The sequence below is a fragment of the Antribacter soli genome (assembly GCF_021568775.1).
GTDB lineage: Bacteria > Actinomycetota > Actinomycetes > Actinomycetales > Cellulomonadaceae > Antribacter > Antribacter soli.
Map to the genome: position 1 here is coordinate 142,534 of NZ_JAKGSG010000029.1, position 16,330 is coordinate 158,863.

17 protein-coding genes are annotated in these 16,330 nt (G+C 71.6%); 10 read left to right on the plus strand and 7 right to left on the minus strand.

The annotated features are described in order from the left end of the window. The first annotated feature begins 12 nt into the window (after positions 1-12). From L1785_RS10300 to L1785_RS10315, 4 genes are all read left to right on the plus strand, one after another. Positions 13-732, plus strand: a complete 720-nt coding sequence (locus L1785_RS10300; protein WP_236089169.1) for a YesL family protein — start codon at positions 13-15, stop codon at positions 730-732. Beyond that, positions 729-2,243 (plus strand): extracellular solute-binding protein, encoded by a 1,515-nt coding sequence (locus L1785_RS10305; RefSeq protein WP_236089170.1) that lies wholly within the window; start codon positions 729-731, stop codon positions 2,241-2,243. Before L1785_RS10300 ends, L1785_RS10305 begins: the two co-directional genes overlap by 4 nt. A 72-nt stretch (positions 2,244-2,315) precedes the next feature. Further along, positions 2,316-3,659, plus strand: a complete 1,344-nt coding sequence (locus L1785_RS10310; RefSeq protein WP_236089171.1) for a glycoside hydrolase family 28 protein — start codon at positions 2,316-2,318, stop codon at positions 3,657-3,659. Continuing rightward, complete coding sequence (locus L1785_RS10315; protein ID WP_236089172.1) at positions 3,656-4,570, plus strand: carbohydrate ABC transporter permease; 915 nt, start codon at positions 3,656-3,658, stop codon at positions 4,568-4,570. Before L1785_RS10310 ends, L1785_RS10315 begins: the two co-directional genes overlap by 4 nt. Here L1785_RS10315 and L1785_RS10320 read toward each other — a convergent pair. Continuing rightward, on the minus strand, positions 4,536-5,924 hold the full coding sequence (locus L1785_RS10320) for a serine hydrolase domain-containing protein (RefSeq protein ID WP_236089261.1): 1,389 nt from the start codon (positions 5,922-5,924) through the stop codon (positions 4,536-4,538). The two genes, L1785_RS10315 and L1785_RS10320, sit on opposite strands and share 35 nt — an antisense overlap. Positions 5,925-5,988: 64 nt before the next feature. Here L1785_RS10320 and L1785_RS10325 point away from each other — a divergent pair, with 64 nt between their 5' ends. Continuing rightward, positions 5,989-7,548, plus strand: a complete 1,560-nt coding sequence (locus L1785_RS10325) for a glycoside hydrolase family 43 protein (protein ID WP_236089173.1) — start codon at positions 5,989-5,991, stop codon at positions 7,546-7,548. Here L1785_RS10325 and L1785_RS10330 read toward each other — a convergent pair whose 3' ends face one another. Further along, positions 7,549-8,106, minus strand: coding sequence for a methylated-DNA--[protein]-cysteine S-methyltransferase (locus L1785_RS10330; protein ID WP_236089174.1), 558 nt, complete (start codon positions 8,104-8,106; stop codon positions 7,549-7,551). 139 nt (positions 8,107-8,245) lie between these two features. Between L1785_RS10330 and L1785_RS10335 the strand changes: the two genes are divergently transcribed. Continuing rightward, positions 8,246-9,148 (plus strand): M23 family metallopeptidase, encoded by a 903-nt coding sequence (locus L1785_RS10335; RefSeq protein ID WP_236089175.1) that lies wholly within the window; start codon positions 8,246-8,248, stop codon positions 9,146-9,148. Between the two features lie 37 nt (positions 9,149-9,185). Here the strand turns inward: L1785_RS10335 and L1785_RS10340 are convergent, their stop codons facing one another. Together L1785_RS10340 and L1785_RS10345 are read right to left on the minus strand one after the other, a co-directional pair. Next, positions 9,186-9,599: a DoxX family protein gene (locus L1785_RS10340; RefSeq protein WP_236089176.1), complete on the minus strand. Its 414-nt coding sequence runs from the start codon at positions 9,597-9,599 to the stop codon at positions 9,186-9,188. Positions 9,600-9,641: 42 nt separating this feature from the next. After that, a complete protein-coding gene (locus tag L1785_RS10345) occupies positions 9,642-10,001 on the minus strand; it encodes a YrdB family protein (protein ID WP_236089177.1) in 360 nt (119 codons plus the stop codon). Positions 10,002-10,154: 153 nt separating this feature from the next. On the opposite strand from L1785_RS10345, the gene L1785_RS10350 reads away from it, so the two are divergent. Continuing rightward, entirely contained in the window at positions 10,155-12,356 is a 2,202-nt protein-coding gene (locus tag L1785_RS10350; protein WP_236089178.1) for an MMPL family transporter, read from the plus strand. A gap of 75 nt (positions 12,357-12,431) precedes the next feature. Here L1785_RS10350 and L1785_RS10355 read toward each other — a convergent pair whose 3' ends face one another. The 3 genes from L1785_RS10355 to L1785_RS10365 all read right to left on the minus strand — a co-directional run bounded on the left by L1785_RS10355 (position 12,432) and on the right by L1785_RS10365 (position 14,821). Further along, positions 12,432-13,091, minus strand: a complete 660-nt coding sequence (locus tag L1785_RS10355; RefSeq protein ID WP_236089179.1) for a response regulator — start codon at positions 13,089-13,091, stop codon at positions 12,432-12,434. Continuing rightward, on the minus strand, positions 13,079-14,284 hold the full coding sequence (locus L1785_RS10360; RefSeq protein ID WP_236089180.1) for a sensor histidine kinase: 1,206 nt from the start codon (positions 14,282-14,284) through the stop codon (positions 13,079-13,081). The genes L1785_RS10355 and L1785_RS10360 overlap by 13 nt, the downstream gene beginning before the upstream one ends. Positions 14,285-14,350: 66 nt before the next feature. After that, positions 14,351-14,821: a MarR family winged helix-turn-helix transcriptional regulator gene (locus tag L1785_RS10365; protein ID WP_236089181.1), complete on the minus strand. Its 471-nt coding sequence runs from the start codon at positions 14,819-14,821 to the stop codon at positions 14,351-14,353. 82 nt (positions 14,822-14,903) lie between these two features. Here L1785_RS10365 and L1785_RS10370 point away from each other — a divergent pair, with 82 nt between their 5' ends. The 3 genes from L1785_RS10370 to L1785_RS10380 are packed head-to-tail and all read left to right on the plus strand — an operon-like array spanning position 14,904 to position 16,254. Then, the gene (locus tag L1785_RS10370) at positions 14,904-15,365 is read left to right on the plus strand and encodes a nitroreductase/quinone reductase family protein (protein ID WP_236089182.1); all 462 of its coding nucleotides are present in this window, start codon (positions 14,904-14,906) and stop codon (positions 15,363-15,365) included. A 20-nt stretch (positions 15,366-15,385) separates the two neighbouring features. Then, complete coding sequence (locus tag L1785_RS10375; protein ID WP_236089183.1) at positions 15,386-15,691, plus strand: hypothetical protein; 306 nt, start codon at positions 15,386-15,388, stop codon at positions 15,689-15,691. Continuing rightward, complete coding sequence (locus tag L1785_RS10380; protein WP_236089184.1) at positions 15,688-16,254, plus strand: GNAT family N-acetyltransferase; 567 nt, start codon at positions 15,688-15,690, stop codon at positions 16,252-16,254. Before L1785_RS10375 ends, L1785_RS10380 begins: the two co-directional genes overlap by 4 nt. Positions 16,255-16,330 lie beyond the last annotated feature (76 nt).

The following is a 16,330-nucleotide window of genomic DNA, read 5'->3' on the forward strand; positions in this document are numbered from 1 at the left end:
AGGGGGTGCACGGTGTTCTCGTTCAACGGCTTCGTACGGCTCAACGACTTCCTGACCGGCGTGTACCGAGTCGCCTACCTCAACGTCCTGTGGGTCGTCACGACGGTGCTGGGACTCGGCGTGCTCGGCGTCGGCCCCGCGTCGTACGCCCTGGCGGCCTACATGGACCGGTGGTTCCGGCTGGGCGAGGAGCCGCCCGTGGCCCGCACGTTCTTCGCCGCGGCCAAGGAGCGCTTCTGGCCGTCGGTGCTCACCAGCTGGATCTACCTTGGCGCAGGCGCGGTCATCCTCACCAACCTCACGGGATCGGCGAGCTGGTACGTCCGGGTGCTCAACCTGGTCGCGCTCGGGGTGCTCGCCGTGTCGCTGTCGTACGTGTACTCCGTCATGGCTGCCCTCGACCTGCCCACGATCCGCCGGCGCGTCACCGCCTCCCTGATGGTGGGCTTCGGCTCGCTGCACCTGACCGTCCTCGGCGCCGGCGCCGTCGCCGTCGCGGTCAGCGTTCTCTACCGCTACGCACTCCCCCTGCTGGCGCTGTTCGGGGTCGGGATCCCGGCCGTCGCGGTCGGCGTCGTGACCCGGTTCGTCTACAAGGACCTGGCGCGGGCGCCGGACGAAGACCTGGCGAAGGAGCCAGGCGCCGTGGCGGCGGGCAAGACCCGTCCCGCCACGGGCCCACACGTCGCGCGCGGACTCGACCGCGGCGTCACGAGAGGAGCCACACCATGAGGAATACCAGGGCCGGCGCGTTCGTCGCCATGTCGACGGCGATCACCCTGTCGCTCACCGCGTGCTCTGCCGGCGACCCCGCGTCCGAGGCCGAGGAGGTGAGCACCAAGGACAGCATCACGTGGATGGCGATGCTGCACACCGCCACCACCCCCGAGGCCGATGGCGTCATCGAGACGGAGCTGGAGGAGTACACCGGACTCGGGATCGAGATGCAGTGGGTCCCGGACGCCTCGAAGGACGAGAAGATCAACGCAGCCCTGGCGTCCGACTCGCTGGCGGACCTGGTCTCCCTGACCAACATCACCAACACCACCGTGCGCCAGGCGATGGCGTCCGGGCAGTTCTGGGACGTGGAGCCGTACCTCGCGGACTACCCGAACCTGTCGAAGATCCCGCAGGACACCCTCGACTCGGCGAAGATCGACGGCACGCTCTACGGCGTGCCGTACCAGAAGCCGATCGCCCGCTACGGCGTGCTCGTGCGCCAGGACTGGCTGGACAACCTCGGCCTCGAGGTGCCGCACACCATCGAGGACCTGACCGAGGTCGCCCGCGCGTTCAGCGAGGACGACCCGGACGGCAACGGCCAGGACGACACCGTCGGGTTCTACGACCGCGCGGAGAGCTACCTCGTCGGCTTCCGCTCGCTCGCCGGATACTTCGGCGCCGGCCAGAGCTTCGAGGTCACCGACGACGGCGAGGTGGTTCCCACCTTCACGACCGAGCCGTTCATGGAGGCCATGGAGTGGTACCGCGGCGTCCACGAGAACGGCTGGATGAACGAGGAGTTCGTCACCGTCCAGAAGCAGAACCAGAAGGACGGCATCGCCCAGGGCAAGGGCGGCATCGTCATCAGCGGCCTGTTCGAGGCGAAGAACTTCTACGAGGCCGCGCTCGCCGCGGACCCGCAGACCCCGATGGCGTGGGCTCTCGTCAACGACATGACGTACGACGACGTCGATCGCCGCGTCCTCACCGACACGAACGGTGGCATGGGCGGCTGGCTCGCTGTCCCGCGCTCGCAGGTCACCACCGAGGCGGACCTGCGCGTCGTCCTGGGCTTCGTCGACAAGCTGATGGACGAGGAGCCCTTCGACCTGATGACCAACGGCATCGAGGGCGTGCACTACGAGCTCGATGCGGACGGCGTGGTGAAGATGCTGGACAACACCACGTGGGAGCAGGAGGTGCAGCCGTTCTCCTCCTCGCGCCCCTCGGAGCTCGTGAAGACGTTCAACACCTCGAGCGAGTACACGAACCTCGCCAACCAGCTCATGGCCGAGAACGCCGAGTACGTGGTGGTCAACCCCGCGCAGTCGCTGACGTCCAAGACGTACGACGCGCAGTGGTCGACCATCCAGCAGCAGGTCAACGACGCCTACAACCAGTACATGATGGGCCAGATCGAGATGGCGGACTTCGAGAAGGTCGTCGACGGCCTCGGAAGCCAGGGCCTGGACCAGATCGTCGCCGAGTTCACCGAGTCCTACGAGAAGGCCAACGGCTGACATCCCAGCGCGGGAGGGCGCCCGTGGAAGACCGCGAGCGCCCTCCCGCAACCACGGACGGGAGAGACCTGCATGCCGACCATCGCGATCGACGCGACGCAGACCGACGGCGCGCCGGCGACCGAGACCATCCAGGCCGCGATCGACGCAGCGTCCGCCGCCGGCGGCGGCACCGTCGTCGTGCCCCCCGGCACGCACCGGGTGGGCTCGCTGCGCCTGCGCTCGCACGTCGAGCTCCACCTGGAGATGGGCGCCCGCCTGCAGTTCGTCGCCGACCGGGACCAGTACCCGGTGGTCGACGCCCGGTGGGAGGGCGCTCCGGCCCAGATCTACGCGCCCTGCATCTACGCCCACGGCGAGACGAACGTCGCCATCACCGGGTTCGGCGTGATCGACGGGCAGGGCAGGCCCTGGTGGAACGCCTTCCGCGACGACCGTGCCTCGCTCCCCTACCCCCGCCCCACGCTGATCGGGCTGCACGAGTGCACGCAGGTGACCGTCCGCGACGTCACGCTGCGCGACTCGCCGAGCTGGACCGTCCATCCGCTCCTGTGCGAGGACGTCACGATCCACAACGTCCGGATCTTCAACCCGGCCGACTCGCCGAACACCGACGGCATCGACCCCGAGTCCTGCCGCAACGTGCGCATCAGCGACTGCCACATCGACGTCGGCGACGACTGCATCGCCATCAAGGCGGGCACGCAGGCCACGCCCGAGCGCGTCCCGTGCGAGAACATCACGATCACGAACTGCACGATGGTGCACGGCCACGGGGGCGTGGTGATCGGCTCCGAGATGAGCGGCGGCGTCCGCAACGTCGTCATCACCGGCTGCGTCTTCCAGGGCACCGACCGGGGCATCCGGATCAAGTCCCGGCGCGGCCGCGGCGGCGTCGTCGAGGACGTGCGGGTCAGCAACGTGGTCATGGACGGCGTCCTGTGCCCGTTCGTGTTCCACCAGTACTACTTCTGCGGTCCGGGCGGGAAGGACCCGATCGTCCACGACCGCAACCCGCAGCCGGTCGACGAGGGCACGCCCCTGTTCCGCCGGATCCACCTGGCGCACATCACCGCCCGCAACGTGCACGCCGCGGCCGGCTACTTCTACGGCCTGCCGGAGCAGCCGCTCGAGGAGATCACCCTCGACGACGTCTCGATCTCGTTCGCGAAGGACGCGGTACCCGGGATGCCGGCGATGGCGACCGGCGTCCCGGACATGGCGCGAGCCGGCTTCCTCATCGCCTTCGCGTCCGACGTCGAGCTCAGCCGGGTGCGGATCGTCGGCTGCGAGGGGCCGGGGTTCCAGGTGGAGCAGTCCCCCTCCCTCCGGCTGCGCGACGTGCGGGTGAACGGTGCGGCCAAGCACGGACCAGGCAGCGACGACGCTGCGATCGATCACGGGAGCACCAGATGAGCACGAGCACCGCCGCTGCGACGACGAGCCGATCGGGTCGGCAGCGACGGCCGACCGCCGGCCGGCGGGCCTTCCAGGTGATCAACTTCGTGGTGCTCGGCGGTTTCGCGCTGGTCTGCCTGGTCCCGTTCCTCAACATCATCGGCAGCTCGCTCGCCACCCCCGGCGAGCTGACCCGCAGGGCGTTCGTCATCATCCCCGAGACGTTCACACTGGATGCCTACCGGTACGTCCTGTCGACGCCGACGGTGTTCCGGGCCATGGGCGTCTCCGCATTCGTCACGATCGTCGGCACGTTCGTGAGCCTCGTCCTGACCTCGCTGATGGCCTACGCGCTGTCGAAGAAGTACCTGCGCGGCAGGCGGCTGGTCAACTTCCTGGTCGTGTTCACGATGCTGTTCAGCGGCGGCATGATCCCCACCTTCATCGTGGTCAAGGAGCTGGGGCTCATCGACTCGCTGTGGGCGCTGATCCTCCCGGTGGCGATCAACGCGTTCAACCTCGTGATCATGCGCTCGTTCTTCCAGTCGATCCCGGAGAGCCTGGAGGAGGCGGCCCGCATCGACGGCTGCTCCGACCTGGGCGTGTTCGTGCGCATCGTGCTGCCGCTGTCCCTGGCCTCGATCGCCACGATCGGCCTGTTCTACGCCGTGTCGTACTGGAACACGTACCAGAGCGCGATCCTGTACATCAACTCCTCGGACAAGTGGCCGATCCAGGTGCTGCTGCGCCAGATCGTCATCGTGGCGAGCGGCCTGAACGCCGACGCGAACGTGGTCGACGTCGTGCCGCCGGCGCAGTCGATCAAGATGGCCGTGATCGTGGTGGCGACGGCGCCGATGCTGATCCTCTACCCGTTCATCCAGAGGTACTTCGTCAAGGGCGCGCTGCTGGGCTCGGTGAAGGGCTGAAGGCGCCGGCGAAGTTCCACCGCTGGTCGAACCTCTCGCCGAACCCCTGGCTGCGCACCGTCAGCGTCCCCTCAGGGCCGGCGTGCAGGCGCTGGCGGATCACGGCGAGCTCGTCGTCGACGAACCAGCAGACGACGTCGAGCGTGCGCGGCGCCGCCCAGCCCGCCGTCACGACGACGGGGCGGCCATCCTGGCCGAACCGCTGCGGGCGGGCAGCGCCCGGGTCGAGATCCAGGCGCCAGCCGTCCGACGGCGAGCCAAGTGTGCCGCCGTCGGCGCCGACGTCGAGCCGCAGGTCCGTGGGCCAGGCGCCCGCCGAGCACGGCGTGTAGCGGTCGTGCAGGTCGATGGCGTTCCCGGCGCGGTGCCGCGGTGAGGGCCACTCGAGCCGGCGCTCGGCAGGCGCACCGATGACCGGCCGCGGTGGCGCACCGACCAGCGGGTCCACCAGGTGCCGGAACACCAGCCCGGCAAGCCGCTGGTCGCCGCTCTGGCACGCCTGTGCGTCCGCGGTGACCACCAGGGCCAGGCGGTGCTCAGGCTCGCAGTACACGATCTGGCCGCCGAGGCCGTACATCAGGTATCCGCCGCGCTCCGGCAGCCACACCTGGTAGCCGTACCCGCCTCGGAACGGGGTCCCCCAGGTCTGGAGCGCCGTGTCGGCGTGCACGGTGGTGGCCTCACGCAGGAAGCCGGCCGGGAGGAGGGCCTCGCCGTCGTGCACGCCGCCGTCGAGCAGCAGGTGGGCCAGGCACAGCAGGTCGTGCGGCCGGCACACGAGCCCGGAGCCGCCGTGGCTGATGGGCTCCGGCCCGGGCCGCACCCGGAAGTCGTCGCTGATGCCGAGGGGGTCGAGCAGGCGCGGGCGCAGGTAGTCCACCAGCGAGGTCCCGGCCGTCCGCTCGACCAGAGCGGCCAGGACGTAGGCGCCGCTGGTGTCGTAGGCGAAGGCCGTCCCGGGAGGATAGGCGGGCGGCACCCGGAAGTACGACTCCAGCCAGGCGTCGTCGGACCCCTTGTACGTGGTGGAGGCGTGCGGCCCGAGCATCGCCAGCATGTGCCGCAGCGTGGTCTGCTCGAGCCACGGGTGGCAGGGACCCATCTCGGGGAAGTGGCCGGTGACCGGGTCGTCCAGCGAGAGGCCGCCCTCGGCCGCGAGCAGCCCGACGGCGAAGCCCGTGACCGTCTTGGCGATCGAGTACATCCGGTGCGGGGACTGCACGCCCAGCGGCGCGGAGCCGGCGCTCAGGACGGTCTCGCCGTCGACCGTGAGCTCCACGCTGTGCAGCGCGACGCCGAGGGACCTCGCCTCGCTTTCCAGGAGTTCGAGCGCGTCCATCAGCAGGCCTTTCATGTCCGTCACGACGGATACCCTGGCCGAGAGTAACCGCTTTCCCACACGACGAGGACGTTGGACGATGCGCTACCGCAACCCGATCCTGGACGCCGACTGGCCGGACCCGGACGCCATCCGCGTGGGCGGCGACTACTTCCTGGTGGCGAGCTCGTTCAACCGCAGCCCCGGGCTACCCGTGCTGCACTCGACGGACCTGCTGCGGTGGACCATCGCGAGCCACGCCGCCGCACAGGTGGTCCCCGCCGAGCACTACCGCCGCCCCCGCCACGGCTCCGGCATCTGGGCGCCGAGCATCCGCCACCACGACGGCGTGTTCTACGTCGTCTTCCCCGACCCCGACCACGGCATCTTCGTCACGCACACGCGGGACCCGTTCGGCGCGTGGTCGACGCCGCACGCGCTGCTCGAGGGCCGCGGGCTCATCGACCCGTGCCCCCTGTGGGACGACGACGGCCGCACCTACCTCGTGCACGGGTGGGCGGCGAGCAGGTCCGGGCAGAAGAACCTGCTCACCCTGGTCGAGGTCGACGAGGCGCTGACCCGGGTGGTCGGACGCCCGGAGACGGTCGTCGACGGCGATCTGGTCGAGGGCTGCACCACCCTCGAGGGTCCCAAGATGTACCAGCGCGACGGCGTGTACTGGATCTTCGCGCCCGCGGGCGGCGTGGCGACCGGCTGGCAGTCGGTGTTCCGTGCCGCGAAGCCGTTCGGCCCCTACGAGCACCGCGTGGTGATGCGCCAGGGTGACACCCCGGTCAACGGGCCGCACCAGGGCGCCTGGGTCACCACGCCGGGCGGCGAGGACTGGTTCCTGCACTTCCAGGACCGCGGCGTCTTCGGACGGGTGGTGCACCTGCAGCCGCTGACCTGGGGCGACGACGGATGGCCGGTGATCGGCCGGCCGATCGACGGCGAGCCGGGCTGCGGGCAGCCCGTGCTGCGGTACCAGGCGCCGGACGCCGGCGGGCAGGCCGGCGACGCCGAGCAGGCCGAGCCTGCCCGCAGCGACCGGTTCGACGGCGCAGCGCCCGGCCCGCAGTGGTACTTCCAGGCGAACGTCCCGGCCGGCACAGCCGTCGTCGGCTCAGGGCGGCTGCACCTCGCCGTCGCCCCCGACGACCTGGGCAACCTGCGCGACGTCGCCGGCGTCCTCGGCCAGCAGCTGCCGGGTTACCCGTGCCGCGTGACCACCCAGGTGGACCTCGGCGAACAGGACGGTGTCCGCGCGGGCCTGCTGGTGCTGGGCCGGAAGTACGCGTGGGTGGGGCTGGAGAAGGACGCCGGCCGGCTGCGCGTCGTCGTCCGCCGTCGTGAGGAGGACAACCTCCGCGTCCCGGAGGCCGACCTCATGGAGCCGGTGGAGCTGGACCCGACGACTCTCGCGGTGGAGCTGTGCGTCGCGAGCGACGAGGCGGGCGTGATCACGTTCGCGTGGCGGCGCGGGCCGCAGAATGTCTGGACCGAGGCCCCGGTCCGGTTCGAGGCCGTCCAGGGGCACTGGATCGGCGCGGAGCTCGCGCTGTTCGCCGCCTCGCTCGGCGGCCTGCCGCCGGCCGACGGCGCACGGGTGTCGTTCGGGCCGGTGGAGTTCCTGGACGAACGCACCGGTCAGGTGCGCTGATCACAGGTCGAAGAGCGTCGGCTGCTCGAGGTACACACCCTCGGTCTCGAGCATACGGAGCTTCGTCCGCGGACCGCCGCGCGCCGAGAAGCCGCCGACCTTCCGGCCCGCGGCGAGCACCCGGTGGCACGGCACGATCGGCGGGAACGGGTTGCGGCCGAGCGCCTGCCCGACGGCCTGCGCCGCCCCCGGTGCGCCCAGACGCGTCGCGACCTCCCCGTAGGTGAGCGTCTGCCCGGGCGGGATGCCGCGCACCACCTCGTAGACGCGACGGTCGAAGCCGGGGACGCCGTCCATGTCCAGCGGCACGTCTGCGAGGTCGCCCGTGCCGTCGTCGAGCAGCGACCGGACCTGCGCGGCAGCGTCGGCGACCGACGTCGGCGGGTCGGCCTCGACCACTCCGGGGTACCACCGCAGCACCGCCTGCCGTACCTGCTGGGCCCCGCCCAGAGGGAGCGTCGAGCCGACGACGGCACCGCTCTCGTCCCAGACGAGCGCGCAGTGCCCGATCGCGGTCGGGAACACCATGTACGCGAGCTTGTCGGTGCTCCGGCTCATGGCACCACTGTAGGGAGAAGCACTGACACGGCCGCAGTGCCGGAGGACACGCGCCACCACATGGGGAGTTGAGCCCATACGTGGTGCCTCCGTGCCGCCCGTAGTGTCCCCAGCACCGGATCACCGAACGGAGAGCACAGTGTCAGGTACCTCCACGTTCCCCAGACCGATCTCGAAGCGCTGGATCCTTGCGGCGCTGGCCGCACTCGCCCTCACCCTCACCTCGGCGGTCCCGGCGGCCACGGCCGACGTCACCGTTCAGGCGCTCACGCACAAGTCACCGTTCAGCTGCGACAAGACCTTCTACGCCAACAACTGGAGCCCGGGACACAACCCCTCCGGCTCCATCGACTGGCAGAGCTACGGCACCGACGCCATCAACGGAGAGACCGTCCGGGCGACGGCCGGCGGCACCGCCTACTTCCGCGACGCCGGCAGCACGAGCTACGGCAAGTGGGTGGAGATCGTCCACAGCGACGGCACCCGCACCCGCTATGCACACCTCGCCACGATGGTGCGGGCAGCCGGGACGAGCATGTCGGTCAGCCAGGGCACCGTCATCGGCACCGTCGGCTCCACGGGCGGGTCGGAGGCGCCGCACCTGCACTACGAGCAGCGCACCTCGTCCAACACCGTCGACACCAGCCCGACGGTCGAGGGCGTGACCGTCTCGCTCGGCCAGAGGAAGGCCGTCACGAGCACCAACGGGTGCGGGACGAACCCGTACACCCCCACGGAGGTCTGCGGCAGCGGCTACTCGGTGATCGACTCGGCCGCCCTCGGCTCGGTCGGCAAGGTCTTCCTGCTGTACAGCTCCGACAACGGCTACAACTGCGTCGTCACCCTGAAGTACACGAACGTCGGCACGCCGAGCGCGGTGTCAGCCTTCCTGGAGCCGGAAGGCTCCACCCGGACGACCAACTCCGGCAGCTTCGGCTACTACGCGGGACCGGTCGAGCGACAGGCACCCGGCGCGTGCGTCAGGTGGGGCGGTTCGGTAGGCGGCACCAGCTACACCAGCCCGTTCGAGCACTGCGGCTGACCCCCCGCCGCCTCCGGCGTGGGCGGCAGGCTACCGCTCAGTCGCGGTTGGCCTGTCCCCGCGTCGAGGCCAGCGCCCACGCGATCAGCAGCGGCTGGCCCAGGAGCCGCAGCGCCCGCTTGCGGTCCGTGTCGAGCCCGAACGCGTCGCGATGCTCGACGAGCTGGGCGATGTTGCCCGGGAAGATCGCCACGAAGAACGCCGCGGTGAGCAGGCCGACGCGACGACGTGCAGGTTGGCGCCACGTCCCGACGAGCGCTGCGCCGAGCCCGATCTCCACCAGCCCCGATCCGACGACCACGGTGTCGGCATCGACCGGGACCCAGGAGGGCACCTGCGCCTGGAACTCGTCACGCAGCCGGGTGAGGTGGCCGGTGCCCGCGTAGAGCAGGAAGGCGCCGAGCGTCACCTGACCAGCTGCTCGCGCGACACGTGCCATGGTGCTCGCCATCTCGGACCTCCTGTGGGGTGTGTACCGGTCCATCATGCGGGCTCAGCCTTCCAGCGGACTCTTCTCGCCCGCCGTCGCGGCGAGGACCACCCGGTCCAGCGCCCACACGACCGCGAGCGCCACGCCCGCCATGGGCGCCCCGGCCGCCCACAGCGCCACGGCGGCGCCGACGAACAGCCCGGTCTCCATCGCGATCCGCACGGCGAACGGGAGAGCCACCGGCGCCCGGGGCGAAAGGAACCTGCCCCACACCACAACCACGGCGGCCGGTACGAGCAGCGCGAGCACCCAGCGCCACACGCCGTCGGCCAGGCTCCACGCCGACCACGCGGACGCGACGACGAGCGCAAGCTCGAGGAGGAACCGAACAATCAGGGCGATACTTCGCACATTGCTCCGCACGGGCCCAGGCTAGACCCTCTCAGGAGAGCCGGCCCGGCGCCCGCGGTGTACTGCGGACGCAGCAGGAACGGTCACCGCGCTGGAACGACGCCCTGGCACGGGGCCGACAGGGAGTCTTACCGGGTCAGACTCCCTGCCCCGGAAGGCACTCCGATGTCCACCCTCGCCCAGTGGTGCTATCGACGACGGTTCGTCGTCCTCGGCGCCTGGATCACTGCCCTCGTCGGGCTCGCCGTCGCTGCGCTCACCGGCGGCACCGACTTCAAGACAGCCGCCGAGCTGCCCGACAGCGAGTCGTCCCAGTCGTACGCCCTGCTCGCGGAGGCAGACGTCAGCAGCGACACCACGAGCAGCACCATCGTCTGGCGCACGGACGGGGTCGCGATCGACGACCCGGCCGTCGTGGCCGACGTCGGCGCGATGCTCGACGCCGTCGCGGCCGAGCCGGGCGTCGCCGCCGTGATCAGCCCCTACTCCGAGGCGGGCGCCGCGCAGGTGAACGCCGCCGAGAGCACGGCCTTCGCGACGGTGGCGCTGGGTCCCGACGCCGACACCGACGAGATCCGCAGCGTGGCCGAGCAGGCGACCAGCGGCGACCTCGACGTCGCGCTGGGCGGGCAGGCGTTCGTCGAGCTGCCGAGCCCGTCGGGCGGCACCGAGGGGATCGGCATCATCGCGGCACTCGTCATCCTGCTGCTCGTCTTCCGCTCCGGGTGGGCGGCCGCGCTGCCGATCCTCACCGGCGTCACCGGTGTGGCCACGTCGCTCCTGCTCGTCATGGTCGCCTCCCATGTCGTCGACCTCGACTCCACCTCGCTCACGATGGCTGCGCTCATCGGGCTCGGCGTCGGCATCGACTACGCGCTGTTCATCGTCAACCGGTACCGCAACGCGCTCATGGCAGGGCGATCCGTCGGGGACGCCGTCGCACAGGCGGTGACCACGTCCGGCCGCGCGGTCGTCTTCGCCGGCCTGACGGTGATCGTCGCGCTGCTCGGCATGTTCGTCGTCGGCCTCGGTGTGCTCACCGGGATGGGGCAGGCCGCAGCCGTGACCGTGCTGTTCACCGTGGCCGCCGCCGTGACGCTCCTGCCCGCGCTGCTCGGCATGCTCGGCCACAAGGTCCTGTCCCGCAAGCAGCGCGCGGCGCTCGCCGCCGGCGCGCTCGAGACACGGACCACGGCGCGTCCGACAGTGTCGTCCCGCTGGGCGCGCCTGCTCCACAAGGCCCCGGGCGGGGCCGCCGCCGTCGCGTTGGTCCTGCTGGTCGCGCTGGCCGCCCCCGCGGTAACCATGCGCGTCGGGAACGCCGACCCCAGCAGCGACCCGGCGGGCTCGCCGGGCCGCGAGTACGTCGACCTCATGGCTCCCGCCTTCGGCGAGGGTGTCGACGCGCCGCTCCTCCTCGTCGCCCGGACGCCCGACGCAGCCGCGGCCCTGGCGTTCGCGGACCTCACGGCCGCGCTGCCCGACGTCGCAGGGGTCGCCTCGGTCCAGGCCGCGCCGCTCGCGCCCGGCCAGACGGTCGCGGTCGCGGTGGTCACGCCGCTCACGAGCGCGCAGGCCGAGGAGACGCAGGACCTCGTGCGGGACCTCCGCGACGACGTGATCCCCGCGGCTGAGGCCGGCACGCGGCTGGAGGTCCTCGTCGGCGGGGAGACGGCGACGAACATCGACATCTCCGACGCGCTCATGAGTCGGCTGCCCCTGTACCTGGGTCTGATCGCCGTGCTCGGATTCCTGCTGCTGGCCGTCGCCTTCCGCAGCGTGCTCGTGCCCCTCGTCGGCGCCGTGACCAACCTCGCGACCATCGTCGTCGGGCTGGGGGTCATCACCCTGATCTTCCAGCACGGGTACGGCAGCGAGCTGCTCGGTGTCGGCTCCGGGGCGCCCGTCATGTACATCGTGCCGATCATCATCGTCGGCGTGATGTTCGGGCTCTCCATGGACTACCAGGTGTTCCTCGTCAGCCGCATGCACGAGGAGTGGTCACGCGGAGGCACGAACGGCCGCGCGGTGCGGGTCGGCGTCGCCGAGACCGGTCGCGTCATCGCGACGGCCGCCACGATCATGCTCAGCGTCTTCGCCTCCTTCGGCTTCAGCGGCGAGCGGATCGTCTCCGCCATCGGCATCGGCATGGCGATCGCGGTGATGGTCGACGCGTTCGTGGTGCGGCTGACCCTCGTGCCCGCGCTCATGAACCTCATCGGCAGCCGCAACTGGGCCTACCCCCGCTGGGCCGACCGGATCACCCCGCACGTGTCCGTCGAGGGCCCGGCGGAGACGGCGGACGACCGTCCGGCGAGCCGCGCCGAGACGAAGGAGCTCGTCGGGGCGGGGTACGGCACCCGCTGACCGCCGATGATGCCGAGGTGGTCATGCCGTGTGACGGCCTGACCACCTCGGCCTCGTCCGGCAACGGTCCCGCGCCTACGGCCGGATGCCCGCCTGCACGGCGAGCGAGACGAGCTGCGCCCGGTCCCGCGCGCCGACCTTCGCCATCGCGCGGTTCGCATGCGTCTTCACGGTGAACGGGGACAGGTACAGCCGCTCGGCGATCTGCGCGTTGTCCAGGCCCCGCACGATCGCCTCGACGATCTCCCGCTCGCGGGGCGTGAGCGACGCGAGGAGCGAGGCCGCAGCCGGGTCCGCAACCGCCCGGCCGCCCTCGGCGACGTGAGCGACCAGCGCGTTCACCGCCGTCGGCGACAACACGTTGTGACCTCGTGCGACCTGGAGGATCCCGGCCGTGAGCTCCGCGGGGCCGGCGCCCTTGCTGAAGAACCCGTCCGCCCCCGCCTGGACGGCGCGGAGCACGTTCTCGTCCTCGTCGAACGTGGTGAGCACGAGGATCCTCAGGACCTCCGGGGTGCGCTGCTGCCGGATGCGCCGCGTCGCCTCGACGCCGTCGATGCCCGGCATGCGGATGTCGATGAGCAGGACGTCGGCGTCCGTCTCGGTCGCCAGGCGCACCGCCGCGATGCCGTCGGCCGCCTCGCCGACGACGGACAGGTCGGGGTGCGCCTCGATGATCGTGCGCAGACCGACCCGGATCATCTCCTGGTCGTCGACCAGGATCACTCGGACCATCGGTTCACCTCCTCCGCCACGGGCAGAACTGCTGTCACGCGGAACCGGTCGCCGTCGGGCAGGACCGTCAGCGTGCCGCCGGCGGCTGCCGCGCGCTCGCGCATGCCGACGAGCCCGTTGCCGCCGCCGGCTGTCGAGCGCGGCGCCGCCGGATCCCGCCCGTTGACGACCTCGACGACGACGTGCCCGCCGTCGTCGGACAACCGCACGTCGACCGACACGGCGCCGGCGCCGTGCCGCTGGGCGTTGGTCAGGGACTCCTGGACGATCCGGTACGCGGCGGCGCTGCTGTCGGGTGCGAGCCGGTCGCCAAGGTCCGCGACGCTCGCCTCGACGACCAGCCCGGCCGACCGGAACGTCGCCACGAGGTCCCCGATCCGCGCATACTCCGCCATCGGGGCGCCGTCGGCCTCGTCCTCCGGCCGGACCCGCAGGATCCGCAGGATCTGCTGGGTCTCGCGCAGCACTGCCTGGACCGAGTGGCGCGCTGCCTCGAGGTCCTTCCGGGCGGCGCCGGCCGCGTCCGGGAGGTGCACCTCGGCCGCGCCCAGGTGCATGCTCACCACCGCGATCTTGTGGCCCACGCTGTCGTGCAGGTCCCGGGCGATCCGCACGCGCTCCTCCGCGATGCTGCGGTCGACGGCGGCCTGCCGGGTCGCGATCGCGTCCCGGGCTCGCGACTCCAGCTCCGCCCAGTACCGGACGTGCCCGTGCACCGCGCTGCCGGCGGCGGCCCACGCGAGCGCCGCGCCGAAGGCGATCGCCGGCTCTGGGTCGGAGGTCGGGGCGACCGTCCCCCCGTACAGGGCGGAGGCGCCGGCGCTCGCCACGCCCACCGTGACACCTGCCAGGGTCGCGGGGAACCCACGCAGCGTGAGCAGGAGCGCGCCGAAGCAGGCGACCGTCCAGAAGCCGATCGGGCGCCATCCGAGGAGCGCCGCGGCGAGGGGCGCGAGGGCGTACAGGGCGAGCGCGAGGTGCGGGCGGCGGTTCCGTGCCAGGACGGCGCCGGCGGCCACCGCGATCGCCAGGACGCCTCCCCAGCGACCTTCGGCCGACGTCACGACGAGCACGACCTGGACCGCCAGCGCGACCGCGATGATCGCGACGAACACGCGCTCGACCACGTCCACGTGGCTCGCCCACCAGGGCGCACGCGGCGGTCGGGCCACAGCTCCCGGGTCGGTGCTCACGCTCGACATCCTTCCACCCCGCGCCGCGCCGTTCGTACTGCGGGCGCGGGACGCATGGCCCGATGGTCAGTCTTCCGCGGCCTCGCGGGGGCCGGTCCGGCACGACGCGATGATCGTGGCCATCATGCTGCGAAAGGCGTCTCGGTCCGCCGCGGGCAGCGGCTCGAGGATCCGGTCGAACTCGTCGCGGACATCGGCGTGGAAGGCGTACGCGGACCGGGCGCCGGCGTCCGTCAGCGTCACGAGCACCGACCGGCGGTCCCCCGGCACCGGCGTGCGCGACACGAGCCCGCGACGTTCGGCCCGATCTACCAGACCGGTCAGTGCGGCCTTCTCGGTGCCGAGACACTGCCCCAGGTCGGCCATGCGCCGCGGGCCGGCCTCCAGGACGCACAGCATCCGTCCCTGCACAGGGGTCAGCTCCTGGCGGCCCGCGATGCGTGCGAAGGCGCCGTGCACGAGGCCCGCCAGCTCGACGAGCTCGGGCAGCGCGCTCGTGCCGTCCGTCGTCGTCTCTCGGGTCACGTCGTGGCTCACGACGACAACGGTACACAGGCGATATAGTTCATGTTGTGTACTGTACGTTGTGACAACTGTTGCTTCGACCGGAGGGAACGACATGAGCTTCACCCACCCGACAGGCACTCGCGGCGCGCGGCAGCCGGGCGGTCGCGCGATGATCTGGGCGAACAAGCTGATCGCCCGCCGCGCGCGGCGTAACACCGGCAAGACCATAGGGATGAACCTCCTGGTCCTGACCACGATCGGCCGCAAGAGCGGCCAGCCGCGCGAGACCCCCCTCGGCTGGTTCCAGGGCAGGGACGGAAGCTGGCTGATCGTGGCCTCGGCCGGCGGCGCCCCGGGCAACCCGGCCTGGTACCTCAACCTCGCCGCGAACCCCGACCAGGTCACCGTCGAGCTCGCCGGGCAGAAGACGGCCGTGACGGCCGAAGAGCTGCACGGGGCGGAGCGCGAGGAGGCGTGGCAGAAGATCACCAGCGAGGTCCCGCAGTTCGCCAGGTACCAGGTGACGACCGACCGGGAGCTGCCGGTCATCCGCCTGACTCCGCGCCCCAGCTGAGCGCTCGACCCCGGAGGGCGGTGTCTGGCGTCCCACGCCCGAACCGTCCATCATCAACACGGACGCTGCACGACGGGCTCACCGTCGTCGTCGACGGGACGACGGGCACGGTGCGTGCCGAGCCCACCGGATACCGTGCCGTCATGCAGTACACGGTGCGGGTGACCCGCGACGACGGGTGGTGGGTGGCGGAGGTCGCCGGGATCGAGGACGCGACCGTCCGGACCCAGGAGTGGGCGCAGCTCGACGCGGAGGTGCGCTCGCTGATCGCCGACCTCACGGGCGCCTGGCCGGACGACGTCGAGATCGACTGGGTCGAGGCGTGACCGCGCCCGCCGAAGCCGGCTGGCCCGTCCTCACGGACCGCCTGTCGCTGCGCCGCGTCATGGCCGACGACGCCGACGCGTTCCTCGCCTGGCGCTCGCAGCCGGACGTCGTCCGCTACATGTACCAGCCGCCGTGGACGCCGCAGCTCGCCCGGGAAAAGCTCGCGGCCTGGGCGGTGGCGCCGTTCGCGGAGCCGGGCGACGCGCTCGTCCTGGCGATCGAGGAGCGGGGGCGTCCGGGCGTCCTCGGTGAGCTCCTGCTGAAGTGGGCACCCGGCCCGGGGCAGGCCGAGGTCGGCTACGCGCTGCACCCCGAGGTGCAAGGGCGCGGTTATGCGCTCGAGGCCGCGCGGGCTGCGGTCGCGCTCGCGTTCGGCCGGTTCGGCTTCCACCGCGTCTTCGCGCGCATCGACGAGGAGAACACGGCATCGGTCCGAGTCTGCGAGCGCCTCGGCATGCGGCTGGAGGCCCGCCTCGTCGAGAACGACCAGCGGGACGGGGTGTGGGCGACCGAGGTGGTCTACGCGATGCTCGCGCGGGAGCATGGCATCCTTGCCCCGTGACTGACACGCACCGCCACCTCGTTCTCCCGCCTCCGGTCCTCTGACCGGAGCGCGCTCGCGGCCCCCTGCGGATGGG

Bases quoted from the DNA above. Each gene is read 5' to 3' on its own strand.
- L1785_RS10355 (WP_236089179.1), bottom strand. From the start codon at position 13,091: ATGGTCCGAGTGATCCTGGTCGACGACCAGGAGATGATCCGGGTCGGT.
- L1785_RS10325 (WP_236089173.1), top strand. From the start codon at position 5,989: ATGCGCTACCGCAACCCGATCCTGGACGCCGACTGGCCGGACCCGGAC.
- L1785_RS10305 (WP_236089170.1), top strand. From the start codon at position 729: ATGAGGAATACCAGGGCCGGCGCGTTCGTCGCCATGTCGACGGCGATC.
- L1785_RS10340 (WP_236089176.1), bottom strand. From the start codon at position 9,599: ATGGCGAGCACCATGGCACGTGTCGCGCGAGCAGCTGGTCAGGTGACG.
- L1785_RS10370 (WP_236089182.1), top strand. From the start codon at position 14,904: ATGAGCTTCACCCACCCGACAGGCACTCGCGGCGCGCGGCAGCCGGGC.
- L1785_RS10330 (WP_236089174.1), bottom strand. From the start codon at position 8,106: ATGAGCCGGAGCACCGACAAGCTCGCGTACATGGTGTTCCCGACCGCG.
- L1785_RS10350 (WP_236089178.1), top strand. From the start codon at position 10,155: ATGTCCACCCTCGCCCAGTGGTGCTATCGACGACGGTTCGTCGTCCTC.
- L1785_RS10310 (WP_236089171.1), top strand. From the start codon at position 2,316: ATGCCGACCATCGCGATCGACGCGACGCAGACCGACGGCGCGCCGGCG.
- L1785_RS10315 (WP_236089172.1), top strand. From the start codon at position 3,656: ATGAGCACGAGCACCGCCGCTGCGACGACGAGCCGATCGGGTCGGCAG.
- L1785_RS10320 (WP_236089261.1), bottom strand. From the start codon at position 5,924: ATGAAAGGCCTGCTGATGGACGCGCTCGAACTCCTGGAAAGCGAGGCG.